The sequence below is a fragment of the Neomegalonema sp. genome, assembly GCF_028688855.1.
Classification (GTDB): domain Bacteria; phylum Pseudomonadota; class Alphaproteobacteria; order Rhodobacterales; family Rhodobacteraceae; genus Neomegalonema.
Map to the genome: position 1 here is coordinate 33435 of NZ_JAQTXI010000004.1, position 23516 is coordinate 56950.

The window sequence follows — 23516 nt, forward strand, 5'->3', positions numbered from 1 at the left end:
CTCATGACCGACCACCCCGCCGGACGTCGCGGCTTCGTGCAGGAGCGCGTCGTCTCCTTCGCCGATTGCGATCCCGCGCGCATCGCCTATACGGGCCGCCTCGCGGATTTCGCTCTGGAGGCCATCGAGGCCTTCTGGAGCGATGTCCTCGACGGCGAAAGCTGGTTCGAGTTCAACCTCGACCATGGCCTCGGCACGCCCTTCGTCAAGATGGAGATGGAGTTCAGCGCGCCGGTCACGCCGCGCTGCAAGCTGAGCCTCCATGTGGAGCCCGCCGCGCTCGGGAGCAGCTCCATCGCTTTCCGCATCGAAGGCTTTCAGGAGCGCCGGAGCTGTTTCGTCGGGCGCTTCGTCTGCGTCTTCATCTCCATCGAGAGCTTCGAGAAGATCCCGGTCCCCGGCTGGATCCGCGAGAAGCTGGAGCGCCGTTTCGAGATCCCGAAGCCCGCTCCCTGAGGCTTCGTCCTGATCTCCCGTCCGGGGAGAATTCCCGTCCCGGACCGCCTGAACCCGCCGCAGTCTCCTGCGGCGGGTCTTTTCCTGCGAGATCGGAGGCCGCGCCTCAGGCCTGTTTTCTCGGCACGGAGAGCGTCAGCAGGCCCCCGAGCAAGGCGACGCCCGCGAAGATGTAGAAGGCCGTGACGTTGCCCAGCCCCGCGCCGAGGATGATTCCGCCGATCAGCGGCCCGAAGATACCGCCGAGCCTTCCGAATCCGGCGCACCAGGCCATTCCGGCGCTGCGCGTGGTCGTCGAGAAGTAATTGGCGACGAAGCCGTAGATCAGCACCTGAGTGCCGATGGTCCCCACGCCCGCGACCGCCACCGCGAAGAGCAGGACCGGCAGAGGCAGCGCGAAGGTCAGCAGGACGAGCGAGACCGCCGCAAGGGCGAAAGTCGTCGCGATGACCTTCTGCGCGCCGATCCGGTCGGCCACGCGCGAGGCGATCACCCCGCCGACCACCGCGCCGCCGTTCAGCATGAGCAGGAAGGCGAGGGAGTTGCGGGAGTCGTAGCCGAGGGTCTCCATGATCTTGGGCAGCCAGGTGTTGAGTCCGTAGGTCAGCAGGAGGCCGCCGAAGCTCATGACGCCGAGGATCAGCGTGCTCAGGAAATACTGACGGGTGATCAGCGCCGAGAAGCCGACCTGCGGCGTCGCGGCGCGTTCGGCTTCGAGCTCGGCCAGGGCGGGAGCGGGCACGCCGGATTTCGCCGTGACCGCCCGGGCTTCGTCGAGGCGTCCGCGCGCGACCAGCCAGCGCGGCGATTCCGGCAGCCGGAAATAGGCGAGCGGCAGCAGCACGACGATCGGCAGGGCGCCGATCCAGAACATGCCGCGCCATCCGATCTCCTCGCGCAGGACCATGGCCAGCAGGGCGGCGAAGACGCCTCCGACGGGGAATCCGCCGTAGACCACGGCGTTGTAGAGGTTCTTTTTCCCCGGAGGCGCGAAATCGGCGATGAGCGTCGCCACGGTGACGATCAGCCCGCCGATGCCGATCCCGGTGAAGAGCCGCCAGAGGCCGAAGGTCTCGATGCTGGTCGCCATGGCGGCCATCCCCATCCCGACCGAGAACCAGGCGATGTTGACGAGCATCAGCTTGCGTCGCCCGAGGTGGTCGCCCAGCGCGCCCGAGACCAGCGCGCCGATCATCACCCCGACCAGCGCATAGGCGCCCAGCGCCCCCGCCTGTTGAGCCGAAACCTGTCCGATCTGATCCGGATCTCCCATCAGAATCGGCAATATGGTTCCATAAACCACCAGATCATAGCCATCGAAGAACAGGGCCAGCGTGGCGATGACGACGATCCAGAAAACGGATCTCTGGTGGTCTGCGCTGACGAAATCGGATTTTTCATGTGGATTCATCGAGTTTCATGTCCTCCCTCGCGCCGTTTTCCAATCGGCTGCGGTTGTGTTGGTCGAGGGGCGCGGAGATTCCCTGATTCGAAAATCTTCACGCCTCCGCCTATTGAGTAAATATATTGACATAAATGGCGGCGGATTGGCAAGCCCCGGAGAGGCGAGATCCGCGCCGCCAAGACGCCTCCGGATTGCGTCTCCGCCGGGGAGGATCCCGAATCTGGAGAAAGACGTGGTGGAAAGTCCTGCGACGCGGGTCGAGACCCGAAATCCGGCTGCGCAAAGTATCGCCATGGTCGCGTCAGGAGATAAAATCAGATCAGGATCAAAACCGGCGATTGTGAAAGACCAAATCGTCAGTACTGCCCGCAATCCTCCACTTCGCGATAATCTTACAGAATAAATATCAACCTCACAGATATCATTACTCCGCACGCTCTTTCAGATTGCAAATGATTAAATCTTCTTTCATGATTACCGGCAGGGCGTCCGAGCGATCAGGCGTCTCCAGAAAATCTTGCGATCAGCCCACTGCGGAGAACCAGCCAATGAAAAAAACAATCCTTCTGCCGATCCTGGCCGCCCTCGCCCTTCCGAGCTACGTTTCGGCCCAGGACCATTCCGCCAGCTTCGACCTGACGGCCAAGGTGGATCCCGTCTGCCGCCTCACCACCGGCGACCGCGCCTCGCGGATCAACGACTTCCAGGTCGACGGCGATTTCGGCACGCTTCAGAGCACCAACAGCACCGGCGGCGGCAACCGGACCAAGCTCGCCACCATCACGCGGACCTGGACCGACGCCAACCGGCTGGAGCACACCAGCCCCGCCACGAGCGAGTACAAGTTCTTCGTCGCCTGCAACCCCAATGCGGGCGCGACCCTGACCTACGCCCGCAAGCCCTATCTGGCGCGCACGGGAACCACGGGCAGCGACGTGGCGGACCAGATCGCCTATGACGCGCTCGTGCGGGCGGCCGGATCGGCCAGCTTCGTGAACAAGAACAGCGGCGACAGCGAAGCGATCTCCGCCGCGAACATGGGCGCGGCCGCGAACCGCAGCATCGAGGTGAAGTTCGAGGTCAAGGACTTCCTCGACGTCAACGGCTTCATCACGAAGGCCGCCGGCCTCTACGCCGACACCTTCACCGTCTCGGTTCAGGGCTTCTGATCCAGACTCCCTGAGAGGCGCCGCCTCCTGCGCAGAGACCCATCCCGGACCGGCGGCCGCGCTGCGTCCGGGGCGGAGCAGGGCGCGAGCCGAACCTCCACGCCCAGACAGGGCCGGAGATCTCCGACGACGCCTTGATGCCGAAGGAAAGACCCATGGCGAAACGAGGGACAGGCGCGATTTTCGCCGCTCTGCTGGCTTTGTCGACTCCCTTTCCGGAAGCGAGGGCCTTCGAGCTTTCGCCCATCAGCACGCATCTTGAAGCGGCCGGCCCCGGAGTCCGCGGCAGGATCGTCCTGCGCAACACCCGCGATGCGGAATTGCCCATGCAGACCCGCGTCATGCGGCGGCATGTGGCGGAGGACGGCCGGATCACGCTGGAGCCGGCCGACGCCGATTTCCTCGTCTTTCCCCCGCAAGCCCTCGTGCCGGCCCATGGCGCGCAGACGATCCAGTTCCAGTATGTCGGCCCCCTGCTGAACGAAGGGCGCTCCTATCTGCTCTACGTCAGCGAGGTGCCCATCGCCGCGAGCGGCGAAATGGTCGTGCGGCTCGTCTTCGAGATGGGCGCGGCGGTCTATCTCCATCCGCCCGGAGCGAAGGCGGAGCTGTCGCTCGAAGGCGCGACTCCGCTTCCGGGCGGCCGCATCGAACTGCGCGTGCGCAATTCCGGCGCCCGCCACGCCGTGCTCATCGAAGGCTTCGGCGTCGTGCCGGGCGCGGAGGCGGCTCTGGCGGCCTATGGCGATCTGGCGAGGACGCGTCCTGAAAATCCCATCGTGCCCCCGCATGCGCTGAGGCGCTTCGTCATCGGGGGCGCGCCCGCGCAGAACCCATGAAGCGGGCTGCGAAGTCAGGCGGGGGAATCGCCGTCCTCCTCGTCGCGGCGGCTTTCGCGACGACTCCCGAAGCCTCCGCGCAAGACGCCGCGCTCCAGACGCCCGCCGCGCCTCCGGCCCGGGGCGACGGGGAGGAATTCCGACCAGACCGGCATGTCGCCGAAATTCCCTTGCCGCTCTTTCTGCTGGGCGCTCCGCATGGCGAGGCGAGGGCCGCCCTGCGCGGATCCGATCTGACGGGCGTCGACGCGCAGGACCTGGCGGAGGCGCTCTCCTCCTCGCTGAAGCCGGAGGTTCTGGAGCGCATCCGGAGCCTGGGACGCGGCTATGCGGCGCCCGAGGCTCTGGCGGAGGCGGGCCTGCGGGTGGCCTATGATCCGGGAACCCTGACGCTGGAGGCCGAAGCCGAAGCCGCCGCCTTTCAGGACTTCGACTTCTTCCTCTCCAGACGGGCGGAGGCGCCGCGTTCGGATCTGATCGCTCCGGCGCGCTTCGCCGCCGGTCTGGACGGATCGCTGCATCTGGCGCAGAACCTGAACCAGGGCGGAGATCCCCTCGTCGGCCTCAGCCTCGACGGCTTCGCCAATTTCGGAGGCCCCGACGGCCTCTATCTGGATTTCTCGGGATACGCCGACCTCAGCCCCGAGGCGACCGGCGAACGCTTCCATCGCGGACGCCTGACCCTCTTCCGGGATGATCGCGAGCGGGCGATCCGATACGCCGCGGGAGACGTGCGCCTCGACGCTCCGTCTCTGGCGGGCTCGCCCGATCTGCTCGGCGTCTCGCTCGAACGCCGTTACGCCGAGATCGATTCCAGACGCATCGTGCGGGCCCTCGGCAGCCGCTCCATCCTGCTGGAGCGGCCTTCCACGGTGGAGGTCTTCGTCAACGGCGCGCCCGTCGCGAGATTCCGCGCGCAGCCCGGACGGGTCAACCTCAACGAGATTCCCTTCGTCGACCTCGGGAATGAGGTGACGATCTACGTCGAGGACGAATTCGGACGCCGGGAGCTGGATTCCTTCTCCTTCTCCTCGGGAGAGGATCTTCTCGCGCCGGGCGTCTCCGAATTCGGCCTGGCGGGCGGCGCGATCCAGCCGAGCCTCGGAGACGGCCTGAAATGGCGCACCGAGACCTGGGCGGCTCAGGGCTATTACCGGCGCGGAGCGACGCCCGGGCTCACGCTCGGCGCGGGCGCGGCCGTCGACGACGCGGGCTTCGCCTCCGCCTCCCTCCAGGCGACGGCGGCCCTGCCGCATGGAATCGGGCGGCTGGAGGCCGCCGCCTCCACCGCGCCGCAGGGCGAGGGATTCGCGGCCTCCGCCGCCTATGACGCCGAGTTCGGCGGCCTGATCCGGGAGCGTGACCAGATCGGAATCCGGCTTGATTACCGTTCCGCGGATTTCGCCTCCTTTGGCGGCGGCGGAGGTCAGGAGAGGCTGTCCGGATCCGTCTCCTATCACTTCGGCCTGAGCGACCGGACCAACGCCAGCCTCGGCGCCGCCTACGCCCGCAATGGCGGAGAGGATGAAATCCGTCTGCGCGCCGGGCTTTCCCACGGCTTCCGCTCCCTCACGACCTCGGTTTTCGTCGAGCATGCGCTGCGGGACGAGCGTGCCGACGAGACGCGGTTCCTGCTCTCTGCCTCCATGCCGCTCGGGCCGGATCGCTCCCTTTCGGCGTCCTACAACAGCCAGCGGGAGACGACGCGCCTCGAATACCGCAAGCGTCATCGCAATTACGTCGGCGAATACGGCTATGATCTGCGCATGGAGCATGACGAGGATTCCGTCGGCCTTTACGGAAGGGCCGATTACATCGGCAATCGCTTCGAGGCCTCGGCGAGCCTCGATCATGTGGCGCAGGACGTCGGCGCCCTGTTCCAGGGGGAGGCGCCTCTGGTGGGCTCTCTGCGCCTGAGCTCCGGCCTCGCCTTCGCCGATGGCCGGGTGGGCGTCGGGCGACGGATCGGCGGCGGCTTCTTTCTGGTCGAGCCTCATCCGACGCTGGAGGGGGCGCGGCTGTCCGTCGGGCGGGCGGCCGATCAGCAGGCCCTCGTGACCACGGACGGCTTCGGCGCCATCGTCGCGCCCGCCTCCACGGGATACGGCCTGTCGGAGCTGGCGCTGAATCTGGAGGACGGGCCGATCGGCTATGATTTCGGCTCGGGCCTCTACGCGGCGGAGCTGGGCGCGCGCGGCGGCGCCTTCGTGCTCGTCGGCGACGACGCCTTCTATTCCATGAGGGGCGTGCTGCTGAACGCCGAGGGCGAGCCGGTGGCCTCCCGGCTGGGCAAGCTGACGCCGCTCGGGAGCGGGCGACCCGCCCTGAACGTCTTCACCAATCAGGCGGGCGTCTTTTTCGCCAGCGGTCTGGAGCCGGGGCCCTACGAGATGGAGATCGACGGTTCGGTCACGCGCATCGAACTGCGGATTCCGGCGGAAGGCGCCTTCGTCGAACTGGGCGACGTGATCCTGGGAGGGACGCATGACTAGGAGATCCTGGAGGAGCGCGGCGGCTTGCTGCGGCCTGATCGGACTGGGCTTCCCTTCCGAGGCCTGGCCCTGCCGGTTGACCGGCGTCGAATTCTCGACTTCGGAGCATTCCCTGCGCTCCGAATACGACGCCCGCGCCGCGACGGACGCCCGGATCTTCATGACGCCCCAATTCGATGCGGAGGACGCCGCCTGCCTGCGGATTCCTCTGACGATCGAGCCGGAGCGGACCGGGGGACGCCTCTTGCGCGATGGAGGGGAGGGCTTCCTCAATTTCCGGATCCTGCAGGATGACGCGGCGGCCCGGAACGGCCCGGTCATGGAGATCATCCGGAACCAGTTTTCTCTGGCGGGCGATTATCGCGCGAATTTCCGCGTCTTTCCTTCAGGAGAACCGGCCGCCGCCGTGCAGGGCGAATTGCGGGTGAACGCCATCCCGATCACGCATTTCGTGCACGGGGCCTTTTCGACGAGCATCGATTTCGGAGAGATCGGCGACGGCCTCCTGAGGCCGAGACTGGACAAGTCCATTCTGGAGAAGACGGTCGATTTCATCTATCAGGCGAACATCCCGACGAGAGTGTCCCTGAGATCGGCGAAGGGGGGATATCTGAGGCTGGAGCGCCAGCCTGATCTGACGCCCATAGCCTATGGCGTTCAGATCAACAATGTTCCGCTGGAGCTGGATCCTGCGGCCGCGAAAGTGCTGAACATGGAGTTCGGTCAGCACAAGACAGGCAAGATCACCATCCTGTTGAAGGATGCGCAGGGATTGGCGGCGGGCTCCTACAGCGATCAGCTGACGGTGACCTTCACCCCGGACGAATGACCCTCTGCGCCGATCCGGAGCGCCCCCGGAGGCGGTTGATCGGAGGATGGCGAGTAATTGTTCACGTGGCTGACGCGACCTTGGAGGTCTGCGTGGATAGGTCATGCCGCTTCCCCATTTTCAGAACCTGAGACAGGAAGAGAAAGACGCGCTTCTGCTTGATTTTTCGGTTCTTGCCGGTCGTCGGGCCTCACGGATCGCGGAGCTTGAGGCTCGCCTTGGTCATTCTCCCTGAAGAGTTCGTCGAATTCGCATTGTCCGCCTTCCTCAGGACGCCTCAGCCTCAGGAGCGCCGCGGCCTCGCCGCAGGCGCTGGAGAAGGAACCTCGCCGCGCAGCGTCCGCCACCGCTCCAGAGCCTCCGCCCAGAGACCCTGCCGCTCCGCTGTCCGGGCCAGATCCATCAGGACGGACTCTTCGCTCGCCAGATTCATGTCGCTCCCAGCCCCGATGCCCGGACAGGTCTCCAGATCCCTCGCCGCGCCTCTGCGGCTTCAGGTCCATGGAAGCTCATCTCCCTACATCATTCCAGTTTCCGGAAGTCTGCGGCGCTCTCGACTTTCCGCAGGCGGATCCGGACGCCCGGAATCTCCGTACTCGTCCTTTTCGCCCGCCTATTCGGGGCCGGAAGACAGAGAGTTTCGGAAGTAGAAAGATTTCACGATCCCGATTTTCATCAATTCATACAATTTTCCCCGATCCCGACAGCAAATTCAAAACAGGATCTGAATCCGGGCGGCGTGAACGTCGAAAATTCAAGATGAAAGAATCGCCATGTTTTCATCATGACCGGAATCCGGAACAATCGATTTAGATAAATCTGCTATAGGATCTATCGGATACAGATAAATCCGACCGGGAGGACTCGCCATGGATCGATATCTGAAAGGCCTGTTCATCGCCTTCGCAGTGTTTTTGCTCGGAGGATTTCCCGCTCTGGCAGAGTCGCGCAGCGTCGTCTTCCTCAATCCCGGCAAGCGCGGAGAAGTTTTCTGGGAGCTCGTCGCCCGCACCATGGAGGTTTCGGCCAGACAGCTCGACTTCGAGCTGGAGGTCCTCTGGTCCGAACGCAACAAGCTGACCATGCGCGATCTCGGCCTGAGCGTCGCCGCGCGGCCCGAAAAACCCGACTTCCTCGTCCTCGTCAACGAGGAGAACGCCGCACCGCCCATCCTCGCCGCCGCAGACGAGGCGGGAATCGCCACCATCTTCATCTCCAGCTCCCTCGCGCCGGAGGACATGGCCCGCCTCGAACAGGACCACGGGCCGATCCGCCACCTCCTCGGCGCCATCGAGCCCGACATGAAGGCCGCAGGATGGCGCATGGCCGAAGAACTCGTCCGCGCGGCCGAGGCCGCAGGCCTGACCGGCGACGACGGCCAGATCCATCTCCTCGCCCTCGCCGGAGACGAGATCACCCCCGTCTCGACGCAGCGGACCCAGGGCATGCTGGATTACGTCGCCACCCGGCCGGACGTGATCGTCGACCGCCTGCTCTACGCCAACTGGAACCGCGCCGAAGCCGCCATCCTCACCGGCCGGTATCTCGACCTCATGCGCGCCCGGAACCTCAGGACCGCCGGAGTCTGGGCCGCCAACGATCCCATCGCCATCGGCGCCCTCGACGCCCTCGGACAGGCCGGCCTCAAGCCCGGAGAAGACGCCTTCGTCGTCGGGCTGAACTGGTCCGCCGAAGCCCTCGACCTGATCAAGAGGAACGAGCTCCTGCTCAGCGACGGCGGACATTTCCTCGCCGGCGGATGGGTCATGGTCATGCTCCGCGACTTCGTCGAGGGCTGCCGCTTCCTCAGCCCCCAAGCCCCCAGGACCCAAAGCTTCGAGACCAGCGCCATCGACAGGGCCACGCAGCCCGAACTGCTGGAGGTCCTCCGCGACGGCGAACTGGAGCGGATCGACTTCACGAAATTCCTGAGCACCCCAAAGACGTGCGGAGCTTATGATTTCTCCCGTGACGCCCTGATCGGCGCGATTCGACGGGGAGACCGATGAGCGAAGCCTCCACATTCGCCGAAGAAGCGCGCGGAGCCTGCGGCCGCAAGCCTCTCGGCGTCATCGTCAAGCTGCTGACGGTGGTCATCGCCCTGACCTGCGTCGTCCAGGCCTGCGCGGCCTTCGTCATCGCCTTCGGCAATTACGAGAGGATCAGGGCCCAGTTCGACGACAGGCTGGAGTATTTCCTCCAGGCCCGCGTCGAGCTGCTCGGCGGACTGGTCTGGCGCCTCCAGCATGACGAGCTCGACCGGATCCTCGAAGCCATGCTGCATGAAGAGGCCGTCTCCTCCATCACGGTCCGCGACGACGCGGGCTCCATCGTCGGAGAAGTCCGGCGCGAGGCTCCGGACGAAGCCCCCACCATCCGCGTGCGGGCGGATCTGATCTACATGAACGGCCTCGTCAGCGACAAGGCCGGATGGGTCGAGATCGTCGCCAGCCTCGGGCCCCTCCACGCCGATTTCGAACGGCAGAGGCGCAACGCCGTCATCCTGATGCTCACTTCGGCGGCCGCCATCGTGGCGGCGGTCTGGATGGCGGTCAGCCGCCTGATCGCCCAGCCGCTCGGGGAGCTGCGCGGCGCCATCGCCCGTTCTCAAGCGGGAGAACGCAACGTCCGGCTGCCCGAACGCGCCCAGGACGAGGTCGGAGAACTCTTCGGCGCCTTCAACAGCTTCATGGAGGCCAACGACCGCTCCATCGCCGCGATCAGCGCCGCAAACGACCGTCTGCGCGACCTCTCGGAACGCGACGATCTGACGGGCCTGCTGAACCGGCGCGCCGCTCAGGCGCATTTCGCCGGATTGCGCGGCGCGACGGGCGTCTCCATCGTCTTCATCGACGTCGATCTGTTCAAGTCGGTCAACGAGCTGCTCGGGCACAAGGGCGGAGACACCCTGCTGCGCGACATGGTCGCCCGCCTCACCCGCGAGATGAATTCCGACGCCGCCGCCTATCGCCTGGGCGGAGACGAATTCCTCGTCATCCAGCGCAACACAGGATCCTCGCGATGCGCCTATGAGCTCGCCGAACGCCTGAGGCAGGCGGTCAGCGGAGAATACCGCATCGGAGTCATGGTCCATGAGGTGACCATCTCGCTGGGCGTCTATCACGCGGACCAGCCGCTCGGGGATTTCGACATGGTCGTGGCCATGTCGGACCTCGCCCTGCGGCAGGCCAAGCACGCAGGCCGAGGACGCACCACGCTGCTCACCACCGAGCTGCTCCAGGCCGCCACCGCCCGCATCGAGATCGAACGCAATGTGGCGCAGGCCCTCGCCGAGGGACAGTTCGAGATGTTCTTCCAGACCCAGCTCGACCTGAAGACCAGGCGGGTCGTCGGCGTGGAGGCTCTGGCGCGCTGGCGCCATCCGCACAGAGGCCTCGTCTCGCCGGGCGTCTTCCTGCCGATCATCGAGGACATGGGCCTCTCGGTCGAACATGGCCGTCTGGCCGCCGCGCAATGCTGCGCCGCAGCCGAAAGGCTCCAGGCCGAGTTCGGGCGGCGGATCCCCGTCGCGCTGAACGTCAACGCCCAGCAGGTGGTGCAGGCCGAATTCTGGACGACGCTCCAGCGCGAACTCGTCCGGCGGAGCCTCCCGGCCTCCTCCATCGCCATCGAGATCACCGAAAGCCAGCTCATCGTCAACATGGAGGCCGCCTGTCGGGCCCTGAGCGAATATCGCGCCACCGGCGGCCTCGTCGCCCTCGACGATTTCGGAACCGGATACAGCTCCCTCGCCTATCTGACCCAATTGCCCATCGACAAGGTCAAGATCGACCGCTCCTTCGTGAAGCGCGCCCCGACCGACCGCACCGTCGCCACCATCCTGAGCGTCGCCGCCCAGCTCGCCCGCGTGATCGGCGCCGAGGTCGTCGCCGAAGGCGTGGAGACCGCGGAGGAAGAAGAGACCGTCGTGCGGCATGGCGTCCATCTGGTGCAGGGCTTCCGCTACGGACGCCCCGTGGAGCTCGAAACGCTGATGGCCGACCTGCGCGCGCAGGAAGGCGCGCTCCGTCTGCGGGCGGCCTCGCGGGCCCTCTGACGCCCGCAGGCCCCGCCCCCCTCCCGAACGCCCGCCCTCGCCTCCTCGGGGAGGGCGGACGGAATCCTGCGGCGCCCGCCCCCGACCGGATTGACCTGCGGCCATTCTTCTGCGTCCTCTGGGCGGCGCCCGAGGCGCGCGCGTCGGAATCCTCGCAGGAGGGCCGCCGTCGCGCCGGAGCGCGCATGACAACAGCAGGCCGCCCGCATCACGGGCCCGGAGGAACCGCCTTGCCGCAAGATCCGATCGTCCGTTCGCCTTCAGCCTACGCCTATCCCATGCTCATCAGGCGGATCCTCGAAACCGGCCTCTGGCGCGCGCCGGACCAGACCATCGCCTATGGCGACAGGCGCATGACCTATCGCGACCTCGAAGCCCGCGTGAAGCGGCTGGCCTCGGGCCTGAACGGACTCGGCGTGAACTCCGGGGACACGGTCGCGGTCATGGACTGGGACAGCAACCGCTATCTCGAAGCCTTCTTCGCGGTTCCGATGATGGGCGCGGTGCTGCATACGGTGAACATCCGTCTTTCGCCGGAGCAGATCCTCTACACGATCAATCACGCCGTGGACGACGTGATTCTCGTCAACGCCGAATTCCTGCCCGTCCTCGAACAGATCTGGGAGCGGGTCGAGCGCAAGCCGAAGCTCGTCCTGTTGCGCGAGGACGCCGCGGCTCCGAAGACCGCCCTGCCCCTCGCGACCGATTACGAAAGCCTCCTCGCCGGAGCCGCGCCGGACTTCGCCTTCCCCGATCTCGACGAGGACGCGCGCGCCACCACCTTCTACACCACCGGCACCACCGGCCTGCCCAAGGGCGTCTATTTCAGCCACCGGCAGCTTGTGGCCCATACGCTGGGCGTGGGCGGAGAAATCTCCTGCGGCGCCCATGGCCGCTTCGACGCCGAAGACGTCTACATGCCCATCACGCCGATGTTCCATGTCCACGCCTGGGGATTCCCCTACATCGCCACCATGCTCGGCGCGCGGCAGGTCTATCCGGGGCGCGTCCTGCCGGAGAAGCTGCTGAACCTCATCGAGACGGAGAAGGTCACCTTCACACATGGCGTCCCGACCATCCTGAACATGATGCTCTCGCATCCCCGCGCGGCGAGCGTCGATCTCTCGCGGCTCAAGATGATCATCGGCGGGGCCTCCCTGCCGCAGAGCCTCGCGAAGGAGGCTCTGGAGCGCGGAATCGACGTCTTCACCGGCTACGGCATGTCCGAGACCTGCCCCATCCTCACCCTCAGCCGCCTGAAGCCCGAATGGATGGACTGGGACCTCGACCGTCAGGCGGAGATCCGCTGCAAGACGGGGCGTCCGGTGCGGCTGGCGGATCTGCGGATCGTCGACGAGGCCATGAACGACCTGCCCCATGACGGAGTCTCGCAAGGCGAGATCGTCGTGCGGGCGCCCTGGCTGACGCAGGGTTATCTGCATGATCCGGAGAACTCCGAAAAGCTCTGGGCGGGCGGCTGGCTCCACACCGGAGACATCGGCGTCATCGACGAACATGGCTATGTGAAGGTCACCGACCGCCTGAAGGACGTCATCAAGACCGGCGGCGAATGGATCTCCTCGCTGGACGTCGAGGATATTTTGCTGAAATCCGGCAAGCTGGCCGAGGCCGCGGTCATCGGAGTGCCCGATCCGAAATGGACCGAGCGTCCGCTGGCGGTGGTGGTCGCGAAATCCGGCGTCGAGGTCTCGGAGGCCGAGCTGAAGGCCCATCTCCTCGGCTTCGCGGAGCGCGGCCTGATCTCGCGCTTCGCCGCGCCGGACCGCATCGTCTTCGTGGCCGAATTGCCCAAGACCAGCGTCGGCAAGCTCGACAAGAAGGTGATGCGCGCCGCCTACGGCCAGAGCGCCTGAAGGGCCTCGCCCGGGAGCGCGGCCCCGAACCGCGCTCCCCCGATCCGCAGGGGACTTCAGGCCGCGCCGGGGCCGGGCGTGGCGCCGGGCGGGCATTTGCCGAGGATGATCATCCCCAGCACCTCGTCTTTCGTCAGATCCTCCACGCGGCCCGTGCCGACGACCTGGCCGTTCTTCATCACGGTCACGCGGTCGGCGAGGTGGAAGACGTCGTGGATGTCGTGGCTGATCAGGAAGACCCCCACGCCCTCGCTCTTGAGATGCTGGATGAGCTCGCCGACCTGCGCCGTCTCCTGAGGCCCGAGCGCCGCCGTCGGCTCGTCCATGATGAGGATCCGCGCGTTGAAGAGGATCGCCCGCGCGATGGCAACGCTCTGGCGCTGGCCGCCCGAAAGGGTCTTCACCGGATCCTTGAAGCGCTGGAAACGCGGATTCAGACGCCCCATCACCTCGCGGGCCCTGGCCTCCATGGCGGCGTCGTCCAGAGTGCGCCAGCGGGTGAGCAGTTCGCGCCCGAGGTAGAGATTGGCCGCCGCATCCACGTTGTCCGCGAGGGCGAGGGTCTGATAAATCGTCTCGATGCCATAGGATTTGGCGTCGCGGGGATTCTCGATCCTCGCCTCTTCGCCCCGGATGCGGATCACGCCGGAATCGCGGCGATAGGCCCCCGAGAGGATCTTGATCAGCGTGGATTTCCCCGCGCCGTTATGCCCGAGCAGAGCCACCACCTCGCCGGGATAAAGGTTCACGGAAGCGCGCTCCACGGCGTGGACGCCGCCGAAGGAGATCGAGATCTCCTCCATCTCGACGAGCGGAGTCCGGTCTTCGACATGAGCGTTCATGACGGCTCCTCCCTCAACCCGCACGGCGCTTGTAGAGCGTGTCCAGCCAGACCGCCGCCACCAGAACCAGACCAACCACCACGTTCTGCAAGGGCGCGTCCAGCCCGAGCAGGATCATCCCCGAAGACAGAGACTGCATGAGCAGGGCCCCGAGCATCGCCCCCGCGATGGTTCCCGCGCCGCCCGCCAGAGACGTCCCGCCGATCACCGCCGCGGCGATGGTCAGAAGCTCGTCGAGGGTGCCCTGCGAATTGGTCGCCGATTGCAGGCGCGCCGAGGCCACCGCTCCGGCCAGAGCGCAGAGCACGCCCATGATCATGAAGATCTTCATCGTCACCCAGCGGGTGTTGACGCCCGCCAGCTCCGCCGCCTCGGGATTGCCGCCGATGGCGTAGACGTAGCGCCCGAAGCGGGTCCGCCGCGCCACGAAGGTCATGACCACACCCGCCGCCAGAGCGATCAGCACCGGAACCGCGATTCCATGCGAAATCTGCAAGCCGCCCGCAGGAATGATCACGTCATTGGCCGCAGCCCACTGGCGCACGGTTCCGGCGGGCCAGTAATAGGCGTTGGCCACCGCCGCCGCGCCCAAGACCGCTCCGCAGCCGAGCGCCGCCATCAGGGCCTCGGCCCAGACGGGGCGCGTCGGGAAGCCGAAACGCCGCTTGCGGCGACGCGCGGCGGCCTGAAGCAGCAGAAGCGCCAGACAGGCCAGAGCGGCCAGAACCCAGGTCGCGACGTCGCCGATGGCTCCCCGCGGACCGCCGCCCATCAGGATGAAGCGCGAATCCAGCGGCGAGACGGTCTGTCCCGAGGTCACCCACCAGGCCGCCCCGCGCCAGACGAGCAGCCCCCCCAGAGTCACGATGAAGGCCGGAATGCTCAGATAGGCGATGAGGAAGCCTTGCAGCCCTCCGACCACAGCCCCGAGCAGCACCCCCGCCATCAGCGTGACGAACCAGATCGCCGGATGTCCGAAGCCGAGGATCTCCGGCAGATAGCGCGCCTGCACCACCCCCATGACCATCGCCAGAAAGCCGTGCAGAGAGCCCACCGACAGGTCGATGTTGCGCGTGACGATGACCAGCACCATGCCCGTGGCCAGAATCGCCACGGAAGCCGACTGCACCGACAGATTCCAGAGATTGCGCGCCGTCAGGAAGCGTCCGCCGGACAGAAGGTCGAAGCCGATCCAGATGATCAGCAAGGCGGCGATCATGCCGAGAAAACGCGTGTCGATCTCCATGGCCCTGAAGGCCCGCCCCGAGAACCGCGCCAGATCTCCCGCCGCCCGGTTCGCTCGCGCGAGGATCGCGCGGTCGGGCGCTCCGCCCGCCGTCTGGTTCATCCTGTCCTCCCATGGCGGAGGCTGCGCGCCTTGCGCGCGCTCCGTCTCGTCCTGATGGGGAAACGGCCGGATCTGTTCAGGATCCGGCCGCGCGTCTCACGTCCGGAAGGCCGGACCGAGGCTCAATCGCAGGCGGGAGCGGTTCCGGCGGGCACGCCCTGGCAGACCACGGCCTTGCTCACCCATCCGGCGGCGATGATGTCGCCGAGATTCTCGCGGGTGATCGCCACCGGCTTGAGGAAGATCGAATTCAGCTCGACGCCCGCCGCGCCGCCGCTGAACTTCACCGCATTCGGAACCGCGTCGAGGGCGGTTCCGTCGGCGAGCTGCACGGCGATCTCCGCCGCCGCCTTGCCGAGGTCGCGCGAGTCCTTCCAGATCGAAACCGTCTGGGTTCCGAGCGCCACGCGGTTCAGGGCCGCATGGTCGGCGTCCTGTCCGGAGACCGGAACCGAGCCCGCAAGACCCTGAGCCTGAAGCGCCGCCACCACGCCGCCGGCGGTGCCGTCGTTGGCGGCCACCACGGCGTCGACCTTGTTGTCGTTGGCGGTCAGGAACTGCTCCATGTTGCGCTGGGCGTTGGCGGGCAGCCAGCCGTCGGTGTAGGCCTCGCCGACGCTCTTGATATGCCCGGCCGCGATGGATTCGCCGAGCACGTCCATCGCCCCCGCGAAGAGGAAGTCGGCGTTGGGGTCGGTCGAGCTGCCCTTGATGAAGACGTAATTGCCGACCGGCACATGCTTGAACACGCCGCGCGCCTGCATCCGGCCCACTTCGCGGTTGTCGAAGGTGATGTAGAAGGCTTCCGGATGCTCGATCAGGCGGTCGTAGGCCACCACCGGAACGCCCTCGGCGACGGCCTTCTCGACCGCCGGAATGATGGCGCTCGAATCCTGCGCGAGGATGATCAGCGCGTTCGCGCCCTGGGCGATCAGCGCCTCGACGTCGGTCAGCTGCTTGCCCGGCTGGGACTGGGCGTCGGCGGAGATGTACGTGTCTCCGGCGGCCTCGACGGCGGCCTTGATGGCGGCTTCGTCGGTCTTCCAGCGCTCTTCCTGGAAGTTCGACCAGGAGACGCCGATGGTCTTGCCCGCGGCCAGGGCCGGAGCGGCGAAGGAAAGGGCGAGGATGGCGCCCGCGAGGGCGGTGGCGGTCTTTCTCATGACGAAAATCTTCCTCCCGGCGCCGTCAGGCGCTTGTGGTTCCCCGAAGCCTCGCGCGCCCTCCGGGCGGCGGCGGCTCTGGCTCGTCCTCTTTTTTTCGAGGCTCGAAATAAAGAGTGACGGCAAAAGGAATTCCTGTCAATCTCGAAATCGGGGTCGGCGAACATATTGCTCCGCAACAGAAAATTCGCAATGCAGCATGAACCGCGGCCACGCAGGAGGGCCAGCATGGAGGACAGGATTTGGCGCTCCGCAAAGTCGCGCGTCCGGATGATCTGCGCCGTCAGAACCGCGGCCTGATCCTCGCCGCCCTGCGGCGCGAGGGGGGTCTCTCACGCACGGAGCTGGCCGCCCGCACGCGGCTCAGTCCGGCCAGCGTCTCGACCATCTCGGCGGCGCTGCTGGCGGAGGGAATCCTCGAAGAGGCCATGCAGGAGGAGACGCCGGGCTCAACCCTCAAGCGGGGGCGTCCGCAGGTGGCCTTGCGGCCCGATCCCCGGGCGGGGACGGCGGTCGTCCTCTCGGTCACGCTGAACCAGATCCTCGCCCGGCGGATCGATTACGCCGGAGGCTCCGTCGCGGAGGCCGCCCGGCGCTTCGACAGTCTGGCCGCGCCGCCCGGCGCCCTGCTGGAGGCCACGGCCGACGCGATCCGCGAGACCCTCGCCCAGGGCCCGACTCCGCGCGCGCCGATCCGGATCTCGCTCGGCGTGCAGGGCGTGACCGACGCCGCAGGGACGCGCATGATCTGGTCGCCGGTCACCCATGAGCGCGACATCCCTTTCGCCGCCCGTCTGGAGGCCGAATTCGCCGCGCCGGTCTTCGTGGCCAACGACTGCGCCGCCATCGTGCAGGGCCTGCGCAATCGCGAGCCCAAGCGTCACGCCGGGGATTTCGCCGCCATCCTGCTCTCGCATGGCGTGGGCATGGGGCTGCATCTGCAGGGCGCGCCCTTCCTCGGCGCCCGCAGTTCGGCGATGGAGTTCGGACATATGGTCTATCAGCCGGAGGGGGCGCTCTGCCGCTGCGGCGGACGCGGCTGCGTCGAGGCCTATGCGGGAAGCTACGCCATCCTGCGCCGCGCGCGGGGACTCCCCGATCAGACGCCGCCCGAATCCGGAGAGGATCACGAAGCTCAGGCGCCTCTGGCGGCGCTCGCCCGCGCCGGGCCGGGACCCGAACGCGAAGCCTTCGAGGCGGCGGGACGCGCCATCGGATACGGCTTGCGCAATCTCTTCACGCTGCTCGATCCGACGCCTGTGGCTCTGGTGGGGGCGGGCTCTCTGGCCTTCGACCTGATGGAGCCGGAGATCCGCAAGGCTCTCGCGGGGGCGACGGGGCTGGCGGAGGCGGAAGACCTCGAATTCAGCCTGCATCCCGACGAGTTCAGCCTGATCCTCGAAGGCGGAGCCGCAGCCGCCCTGCGCGCCCTCGACGAGGAGGCCGCGGCGGGCGCGCGCGGAGGGGAAGCCTGAGCGGAATCCCCTCCGCCGGAAGCCGCCGCCGGAAGCCGCGAAGCCCCTGCGCAAGGAGCGCAAGGGCCTCCGGAGCTCACTCGGCGACGGGAACCACCGCGCCCTTGTAGGTGTCGAGGATGAACTGACGCACCGGCTCGGACTTCAGCACCTCGACCAGCGTGACGATCTCCGGACGGGTCTCGTCGCCTTCGCGCACGGTCACGATGTTGGCGTAGGGATTGCCCTCGGCGCTCTCGACGGCGATGGGATCCTTGACCGGGTCCAGTCCCGCGCCGAGCGCGTAATTGGCGTTGATGGTCACGGCGTCGGCTTCGTCGTTGGCGTAGACCTGCGGCAGGAGCGCCGCCTCGATGTCCGGCAGGAAAGTCAGGTTCTTCGGATTCTCCGCGATGTCGGAGATCCGCACCGCCGCCGCCTCGACGCCCTCTTTCAGCTTCACCACGCCCTCGCGCTGGAAGATCGCGAGGATGCGGCCTTCCTCGGCCACGGAATCGCGCAGGATCACGCGGCCGTCCTGCGGCAGCTCGGAGAGGCTCTTCCAGCGCTTCGAGTAGATGCCGATGGGCTCGACATGCACGCCGCCCGCATCGACCAGCTTGTAGTCGGGGTTATCCGCAAGCACCTCGTTCAGATAGGGAACGTGCTGGAAATAATTGGCGTCGATGTCGCCGCCGACGAGGGCGGTGTTGGGCAGGATGTAGTCCTGAAACACGACGACGTTCAGATCCACGCCCTTTTCCGCCAGCAGCGGCTTGGCGAATTCAAGGATCTCGGCGTGCGGCACCGGCGAGGCGCCCACCGTGATTTTGGTCTGGGCGAAGGCGGGACCGGCCAGCGCCAGAACCGAAGCGAAAGTCGCGGCGAAGATGCGGTTCAACATGATGAACTCCTTGAGACTCAAGAGAGAGTCAGCGTTTGTCCAGGCGCCGCGCGAGGCGGTCGCCGAGAAACTGGATGACGAAGACGATCAGCAGCACCGCCAGAGTGGCCGCCAGGGTCACGTCGCGACGGCTGCGCTGGAATCCTTCGAGATAGGCGAGATGTCCGAGGCCGCCCGCTCCGATGGCGCCCGCCATGGCCGTATAGCCCACCAGCGCGATCAGCGTGACCGTCAGGCCGGAGACCAGAGCCGGAGCCGCCTCAGGGATCAGCACCCGGAAGACGACCGTTCCTATGCCGCCGCCCATGGCGCGGGTGGCCTCGATGACGCCGCGGTCCACCTCGCGGAAGGCCAGCTCCACGAGGCGCGCGTAGAAGGGCGCCGCCCCGAAGATCAGCGCCGGAAGCGCCGCGTTCACCCCGAGGATCGTGCCCACCACCGCCCGCGTGAAGGGAATCAGCAGCACCAGCAGGATGATGAAGGGAATCGCGCGGAAGACGTTCGTCAGCGTCGAGAGCGCCCAATAGAGGGGCCGGTTGGCCAGCAGCCGCCCCGGCGAAGTCAGATGGAGCGCCGTCCCGAGCAGAAGCCCGAGCACGAAGACCGCCGCTCCCGCCATGGCGGTCATGTAGAGCGTGTCCTCCGTCGCCTTGAGCAGAGGCGCGAGGCGCACGTTGGGCAGCCATGCGGAGATCCATTCGGCGAGCATGGCTTCAGGCCTCCCGCAGGATGTCGACGCCGATCCCGCGCGCCGCGAGGAATCCGGCCAGAGGACGCGCCTGAGACGGATCGGGCAGATGGGCCACGATCTCGCCGGAAGGGCCCTCCGGAGTCTGGATCAGGCGGGCCTGCAGCAGATTCGCCCGCAGCCCGAGCTTCAGAACCGCCTCGGAGAAGGCGGAGGCCTGCGCCTCGCCGCCCTCGGCCGCATGGGTCAGGCGCAGAAGCGCGCCCTCGGGCGGCGCAAGGGCCGGATCGAAGCCGCCCTCCTCCGCGGTCTGGCGGATGAAGCGGCGGGTGATCGGCTGCTTCGGCGCGGCGAAGACCTCGGAGACGAGGCCCTCCTCCACGACGCGCCCGGCCTCCATCACCGCCACATGATCGCAGATGCGGCGCACCACATGCATCTCATGGGTGATCAGCACGATGGTCAGCCCGAGGCGGCGGTTGATCTCGGAGAGGAGATCCAGAATCTGGTCGGTGGTCTGGGGGTCCAGCGCCGAGGTGGCTTCGTCGCAGAGGAGCAGGTCCGGAGCGTTCGCCAGAGCCCGCGCGATTCCCACGCGCTGTTTCTGTCCGCCGCTGAGCTGCGCGGGATAGGCGTCTTCGCGGCCCTCCAGACCCACCAGCCGGAGCAGCTCCTCGACCCGGGCGCGCCGCTCGGCGCGGGGGATTCCGGCGATCTCCAGCGCGAAGGCCACGTTGGCGCGCGCCGTCCGCGACCAGAGCAGATTGAAATGCTGGAAGATCATCCCGATCTTGAGCCGCGCCTTGCGCAGCTCCGCTCCGGAGGCCCGGCCCATGTCGCGCCCCGCCACCAGAACCGAACCGGAGGAAGGCTTCTCCAGACCGTTCAGCATGCGGATGAGCGTGCTTTTCCCCGCGCCGCTCTGGCCGATGATCCCCGTGACCCTTCCGGCGGGGATGGCCAGACTCACCTCGTCCACGGCGGCGATCCTGCGGCCGCCCGCGTGATAGATTTTCGAAACCTGGTCGAGCGTGATCATGTCTGCGATGTCTGCGACGTCCGCAAGCCCGGCGCCGCCGCGCCATGGGCCAGGACGTCGGGCCCCCGGGAGATCCCCTGAAGATGAAGCCTGGACCCTGGCTCGCACGCCGCCGGGCGGGCGTCCAATGCTCAAGCGCCCTATCTTCATGCGATATCCGCATAAGCAGGAGCCTTCCGCGCCCTCCGCACCAGGAGACGGAGGAGGAGCGGCCAGGGAGCGCAAGACGCGTCGCGCGGGCGGAGACTCCGGGAATCCGGAAACCTTCCTGAAGGGCGGGTTCTCCTCAAGATCCTGAATTTCCTATCTTTCGAGAAATCCGCCCTCTCCTGGCTGGGCGCGGGCCTCCCGGCGGAACCCCTCGCCTCGGCACCCTGCCCGCGCCGGATCCGCAGACGGACGCCCTCGACGGATCCCGGCGCGGCGCGGCCCTGCCGCAGGGGCGAAATGACGCAGCGGACCATCGTCCTTCTCGTGAAGCCGCATGGATTGAAGCCGCATGGATTGAAGCCGACCCTCCCGCATGCCAGATTCCCGACCGGCCCTCCCGGCCGCATGGAGACCCGAACTTGCCCGAGTTGAAACCCAGGCCCGAGTTGAAACCCGGGAACGATCTGGTCACGGCCCCGATAGGCCCCACCCTGCTGGCCTTCGCCCTGCCCACGCTCGCTTCGTCGATCCTGCAATCCGCCAACGGCTCCATAGACACGATCTGGGTCGGGCGGCTGATCGGAGAATCCGCCGTCGCGGCCACCGCCAACGGCAACCTCGTCATGTTCCTGCTGACGGCCTTCGTCTTCGGCTTCGGCATGGCCTCGACGATCCTCGTCGGACAGGCGGTCGGGCGCGGAGATCTGGACTCCGCCCGCAGGGTGGTCGGGACGGCGGTCGGCGCCTTCCTGCCGGTCTCGCTGCTGCTGGCGGCGGTCGGCTGGTTCGTGGCGCCGCATGTGCTGGGCGTGCTGGGCGTCGCGCCCGAGATCGAGCCTCTGGCCCGGGACTTCCTGAAGGTCACCTTCCTCGCCCTGCCCGCCTTCCTCCTCATGACCATGCTCATGATGATCCTGCGCGGCGGAGGAGACGCCGTCACGCCGCTGATCTTCATGGCCATGGCCGCGGTTCTCGACGTCTTCCTGAATCCGGTCTTCATCCTCGGGCTGGGGCCCTTTCCGGCGATGGGCGTCGGCGGCTCGGCCCTGGCGACCGCCGTCGGCAGCTACGCCAGCCTCGCGGCCATGCTCGCCTACGTCTATGCGCGCGACCTGCCCCTGAGGCTGCGCGGGGCGGAGCTCGGGCATCTGCGCCCCGACGGCGCCATCCTGAGGCTCATGCTGGCCAAGGGCCTGCCGATGGGAATCCAGATGATCGTCGTCTCGGGCTCCATGCTGGCGATGATGACCCTCATCAACGGGCGCGGCGTGGACACCACAGCCGCCTTCGGCGCCACCCAGCAGCTCTGGACCTACGTGCAGATGCCCGCCATGGCCCTGGGCGCGGCGGTCAGCGCCATGACCGCCCAGAACATCGGCGCCGGAAGATGGGACCGCGTCGGGCGCATCGCTCAGGTGGGGGTGGGCTTCAACCTCGCCCTGACGGGCGGGCTGGTGCTGCTTCTGCTGCTGGTCGAGCGCGCCGCTCTGGAGCTCTTCCTCGGCCAGGGCGGAGCCGCCGCCGAGATCGGACAGCACATCGTGCGGATCGCCACATGGGGCTTCATCCCCTTCGGCGTGACCATGGTGCTCTTCGCCACGGTGCGCGCCAACGGACAGGTGCTCTGGCCGCTGGCGATCCTCTTCGTCTCGATGTTTCCGGTCCGCCTCGGCTTCGCCTGGGGCCTTCAGGGCCTGATCGGCCCGGACGCCCTCTGGCTGAGCTTCCCGGCGGCCATGGTCGCGACCATGGTCATGGCGATCCTCCTCTACCGCTACGGCGGCTGGCGCAAGGAGCGCGACATGAGGCTGCGCGCCGCCGCCATCCCCGACGCGCGGCCTCCGGCGGCGGCGCTCTACTCCGAGGCGGCGCCTCCGGGCAGTCCGCTGGCGGGCAACGCGCCGCCGCTGCGCGAAGGGGAAGCCTCATGAGCCTGCTCAAGCTCCGGGGCCTGAGCGTCCTTCGCAACGGAAGGCCCGTGCTCAAGGGAATAGATCTGGAGATCGGGCCGGGCGAATTCGTCGGGCTGCTCGGGCCCAACGGCGCGGGCAAGACCACCCTGCTCCGGGCCGCGCTCGGACTCCAGCCTGCGGAAGGCTTCTCCTCTCTGGCGGACCTGTCGCCGGCGGCCCGGGCCAGAGCCGCCGCCTTCATGCCCCAGGCGCGCGAGATCGCCTGGCCCATGTCCGTGGAGCGGGTCGCGGCGCTCGGACGGCTCGCCCGTCCGGAGGCCGCCGCCGAAGCCGACCGCGCCGCCGTGGAGAGGGCTCTGGCCGCGCTGAACCTCGGAGACTTGCGCGGACGCCGCGCCGACGAGCTCTCCGGCGGCGAACAGGCCCGCGTCCTCATGGCGCGCCTTCTGGCTCAGGAGACCCCCCTCCTGATCGCCGACGAGCCCGCCGCGGGGCTGGATCCGGCGGCGCAGATCTCGGCCATGCGGGTCTTCGCGGGCCGCGCCGCCGAGGGCGCCGCCGTTCTGGCCTCGCTGCATGATCTCGGCCTCGCGGCGCGGCACTGCACGCGGCTGATCCTGCTGCGCGAAGGCCGGATCCTGGCCGACGGGCCGCCCGACCAGGCCCTGACGCCCGGCAATCTGGCGCGGGTCTTCGGCGTCACCGCCTGGAGCGCCCGGACGGATCAGGGCTTCGTGCTCCAGCCGCTCGACGTGATCTGACGAACGGGATCGGGACGAGATCCGCCCGGGAATTCCGGCGAATCCGGATGGCGGGATTGCGTGATGGGGTTTTTGCAATAGATTGCCGCCAGAGCCGACCCCTGCCCGCCTCCGGATTCCTGCTCCGGATCTC

General features: G+C 67.4%; 18 protein-coding genes. 11 read left to right on the top strand and 7 right to left on the bottom strand.

Annotated elements, in window-relative coordinates; genetic code table 11:
- Positions 1 to 3: 3 nt before the first annotated feature.
- Positions 4 to 456 (top strand): thioesterase family protein, encoded by a 453-nt coding sequence (locus PHN62_RS04030; protein ID WP_300146673.1) that lies wholly within the window; start codon positions 4 to 6, stop codon positions 454 to 456.
- Between the two features lie 106 nt (positions 457 to 562).
- Here the strand turns inward: PHN62_RS04030 and PHN62_RS04035 are convergent, their stop codons facing one another.
- On the bottom strand, positions 563 to 1867 hold the full coding sequence (locus tag PHN62_RS04035; RefSeq protein ID WP_300146675.1) for an aromatic acid/H+ symport family MFS transporter: 1305 nt from the start codon (positions 1865 to 1867) through the stop codon (positions 563 to 565).
- 542 nt (positions 1868 to 2409) lie between these two features.
- On the opposite strand from PHN62_RS04035, the gene PHN62_RS04040 reads away from it, so the two are divergent.
- From PHN62_RS04040 to PHN62_RS04070, 7 genes are all read left to right on the top strand, one after another.
- The gene (locus PHN62_RS04040; protein ID WP_300146678.1) at positions 2410 to 3030 is read left to right on the top strand and encodes a hypothetical protein; all 621 of its coding nucleotides are present in this window, start codon (positions 2410 to 2412) and stop codon (positions 3028 to 3030) included.
- A gap of 155 nt (positions 3031 to 3185) precedes the next feature.
- Positions 3186 to 3869, top strand: a complete 684-nt coding sequence (locus tag PHN62_RS04045; protein ID WP_300146681.1) for a molecular chaperone — start codon at positions 3186 to 3188, stop codon at positions 3867 to 3869.
- The gene (locus tag PHN62_RS04050; protein ID WP_300146685.1) at positions 3866 to 6361 is read left to right on the top strand and encodes a hypothetical protein; all 2496 of its coding nucleotides are present in this window, start codon (positions 3866 to 3868) and stop codon (positions 6359 to 6361) included. Before PHN62_RS04045 ends, PHN62_RS04050 begins: the two co-directional genes overlap by 4 nt.
- Positions 6354 to 7190 carry a hypothetical protein gene (locus PHN62_RS04055; RefSeq protein ID WP_300146688.1) on the top strand — a complete coding sequence of 279 codons (837 nt, stop codon included), beginning with the start codon at positions 6354 to 6356 and terminating at the stop codon, positions 7188 to 7190. Before PHN62_RS04050 ends, PHN62_RS04055 begins: the two co-directional genes overlap by 8 nt.
- An 869-nt stretch (positions 7191 to 8059) precedes the next feature.
- Entirely contained in the window at positions 8060 to 9199 is a 1140-nt protein-coding gene (locus PHN62_RS04060) for an ABC transporter substrate-binding protein (RefSeq protein ID WP_300146691.1), read from the top strand.
- Complete coding sequence (locus PHN62_RS04065) at positions 9196 to 11247, top strand: bifunctional diguanylate cyclase/phosphodiesterase (protein WP_300146694.1); 2052 nt, start codon at positions 9196 to 9198, stop codon at positions 11245 to 11247. Before PHN62_RS04060 ends, PHN62_RS04065 begins: the two co-directional genes overlap by 4 nt.
- 230 nt (positions 11248 to 11477) lie before the next feature.
- A complete protein-coding gene (locus PHN62_RS04070) occupies positions 11478 to 13121 on the top strand; it encodes a fatty acid--CoA ligase (RefSeq protein WP_300146697.1) in 1644 nt (547 codons plus the stop codon).
- Between the two features lie 56 nt (positions 13122 to 13177).
- On the opposite strand, the gene PHN62_RS04075 is transcribed toward PHN62_RS04070, so the two are convergent.
- The 3 genes from PHN62_RS04075 to xylF all read right to left on the bottom strand — a co-directional run bounded on the left by PHN62_RS04075 (position 13178) and on the right by xylF (position 16474).
- The gene (locus tag PHN62_RS04075) at positions 13178 to 13963 is read right to left on the bottom strand and encodes an ATP-binding cassette domain-containing protein (protein ID WP_300146700.1); all 786 of its coding nucleotides are present in this window, start codon (positions 13961 to 13963) and stop codon (positions 13178 to 13180) included.
- A 13-nt stretch (positions 13964 to 13976) separates the two neighbouring features.
- Positions 13977 to 15311, bottom strand: a complete 1335-nt coding sequence (locus PHN62_RS04080; RefSeq protein WP_367186988.1) for a sugar ABC transporter permease — start codon at positions 15309 to 15311, stop codon at positions 13977 to 13979.
- 122 nt (positions 15312 to 15433) lie between these two features.
- Positions 15434 to 16474: a D-xylose ABC transporter substrate-binding protein gene (gene xylF, locus PHN62_RS04085; protein WP_300146703.1), complete on the bottom strand. Its 1041-nt coding sequence runs from the start codon at positions 16472 to 16474 to the stop codon at positions 15434 to 15436.
- A gap of 242 nt (positions 16475 to 16716) precedes the next feature.
- On the opposite strand from xylF, the gene PHN62_RS04090 reads away from it, so the two are divergent.
- Positions 16717 to 17949: an ROK family transcriptional regulator gene (locus PHN62_RS04090; protein WP_300146706.1), complete on the top strand. Its 1233-nt coding sequence runs from the start codon at positions 16717 to 16719 to the stop codon at positions 17947 to 17949.
- 76 nt (positions 17950 to 18025) lie between these two features.
- Here PHN62_RS04090 and PHN62_RS04095 read toward each other — a convergent pair whose 3' ends face one another.
- Genes PHN62_RS04095 through PHN62_RS04105 form a run of 3 tightly spaced genes read right to left on the bottom strand, consistent with a single transcriptional unit; the run spans position 18026 to position 20559 of the window.
- The gene (locus PHN62_RS04095; protein ID WP_300146709.1) at positions 18026 to 18832 is read right to left on the bottom strand and encodes a MetQ/NlpA family ABC transporter substrate-binding protein; all 807 of its coding nucleotides are present in this window, start codon (positions 18830 to 18832) and stop codon (positions 18026 to 18028) included.
- Positions 18833 to 18860: 28 nt separating this feature from the next.
- Positions 18861 to 19541, bottom strand: a complete 681-nt coding sequence (locus PHN62_RS04100; protein WP_300146712.1) for a methionine ABC transporter permease — start codon at positions 19539 to 19541, stop codon at positions 18861 to 18863.
- Positions 19542 to 19545: 4 nt separating this feature from the next.
- Entirely contained in the window at positions 19546 to 20559 is a 1014-nt protein-coding gene (locus tag PHN62_RS04105; protein WP_300146715.1) for a methionine ABC transporter ATP-binding protein, read from the bottom strand.
- Positions 20560 to 21128: 569 nt separating this feature from the next.
- Here PHN62_RS04105 and PHN62_RS04110 point away from each other — a divergent pair.
- Both PHN62_RS04110 and PHN62_RS04115 read left to right on the top strand, forming a co-directional pair.
- Positions 21129 to 22640 (top strand): MATE family efflux transporter, encoded by a 1512-nt coding sequence (locus PHN62_RS04110; RefSeq protein ID WP_300146717.1) that lies wholly within the window; start codon positions 21129 to 21131, stop codon positions 22638 to 22640.
- Positions 22637 to 23383 carry an ABC transporter ATP-binding protein gene (locus tag PHN62_RS04115; RefSeq protein WP_300146721.1) on the top strand — a complete coding sequence of 249 codons (747 nt, stop codon included), beginning with the start codon at positions 22637 to 22639 and terminating at the stop codon, positions 23381 to 23383. Before PHN62_RS04110 ends, PHN62_RS04115 begins: the two co-directional genes overlap by 4 nt.
- Positions 23384 to 23516 lie beyond the last annotated feature (133 nt).

What these genes read in the sequence shown, in the direction of transcription:
- PHN62_RS04030 (WP_300146673.1), top strand. Translation starts at nt 4, where the DNA reads ATGACCGACCACCCCGCCGGACGTCGCGGCTTCGTGCAGGAGCGCGTC.
- PHN62_RS04035 (WP_300146675.1), bottom strand. Translation starts at nt 1,867, where the DNA reads ATGAATCCACATGAAAAATCCGATTTCGTCAGCGCAGACCACCAGAGA.
- PHN62_RS04040 (WP_300146678.1), top strand. Translation starts at nt 2,410, where the DNA reads ATGAAAAAAACAATCCTTCTGCCGATCCTGGCCGCCCTCGCCCTTCCG.
- PHN62_RS04045 (WP_300146681.1), top strand. Translation starts at nt 3,186, where the DNA reads ATGGCGAAACGAGGGACAGGCGCGATTTTCGCCGCTCTGCTGGCTTTG.
- PHN62_RS04050 (WP_300146685.1), top strand. Translation starts at nt 3,866, where the DNA reads ATGAAGCGGGCTGCGAAGTCAGGCGGGGGAATCGCCGTCCTCCTCGTC.
- PHN62_RS04055 (WP_300146688.1), top strand. Translation starts at nt 6,354, where the DNA reads ATGACTAGGAGATCCTGGAGGAGCGCGGCGGCTTGCTGCGGCCTGATC.
- PHN62_RS04060 (WP_300146691.1), top strand. Translation starts at nt 8,060, where the DNA reads ATGGATCGATATCTGAAAGGCCTGTTCATCGCCTTCGCAGTGTTTTTG.
- PHN62_RS04065 (WP_300146694.1), top strand. Translation starts at nt 9,196, where the DNA reads ATGAGCGAAGCCTCCACATTCGCCGAAGAAGCGCGCGGAGCCTGCGGC.
- PHN62_RS04075 (WP_300146700.1), bottom strand. Translation starts at nt 13,963, where the DNA reads ATGAACGCTCATGTCGAAGACCGGACTCCGCTCGTCGAGATGGAGGAG.
- PHN62_RS04080 (WP_367186988.1), bottom strand. Translation starts at nt 15,311, where the DNA reads ATGAACCAGACGGCGGGCGGAGCGCCCGACCGCGCGATCCTCGCGCGA.
- xylF (WP_300146703.1), bottom strand. Translation starts at nt 16,474, where the DNA reads ATGAGAAAGACCGCCACCGCCCTCGCGGGCGCCATCCTCGCCCTTTCC.
- PHN62_RS04095 (WP_300146709.1), bottom strand. Translation starts at nt 18,832, where the DNA reads ATGTTGAACCGCATCTTCGCCGCGACTTTCGCTTCGGTTCTGGCGCTG.
- PHN62_RS04100 (WP_300146712.1), bottom strand. Translation starts at nt 19,541, where the DNA reads ATGCTCGCCGAATGGATCTCCGCATGGCTGCCCAACGTGCGCCTCGCG.
- PHN62_RS04105 (WP_300146715.1), bottom strand. Translation starts at nt 20,559, where the DNA reads ATGATCACGCTCGACCAGGTTTCGAAAATCTATCACGCGGGCGGCCGC.
- PHN62_RS04115 (WP_300146721.1), top strand. Translation starts at nt 22,637, where the DNA reads ATGAGCCTGCTCAAGCTCCGGGGCCTGAGCGTCCTTCGCAACGGAAGG.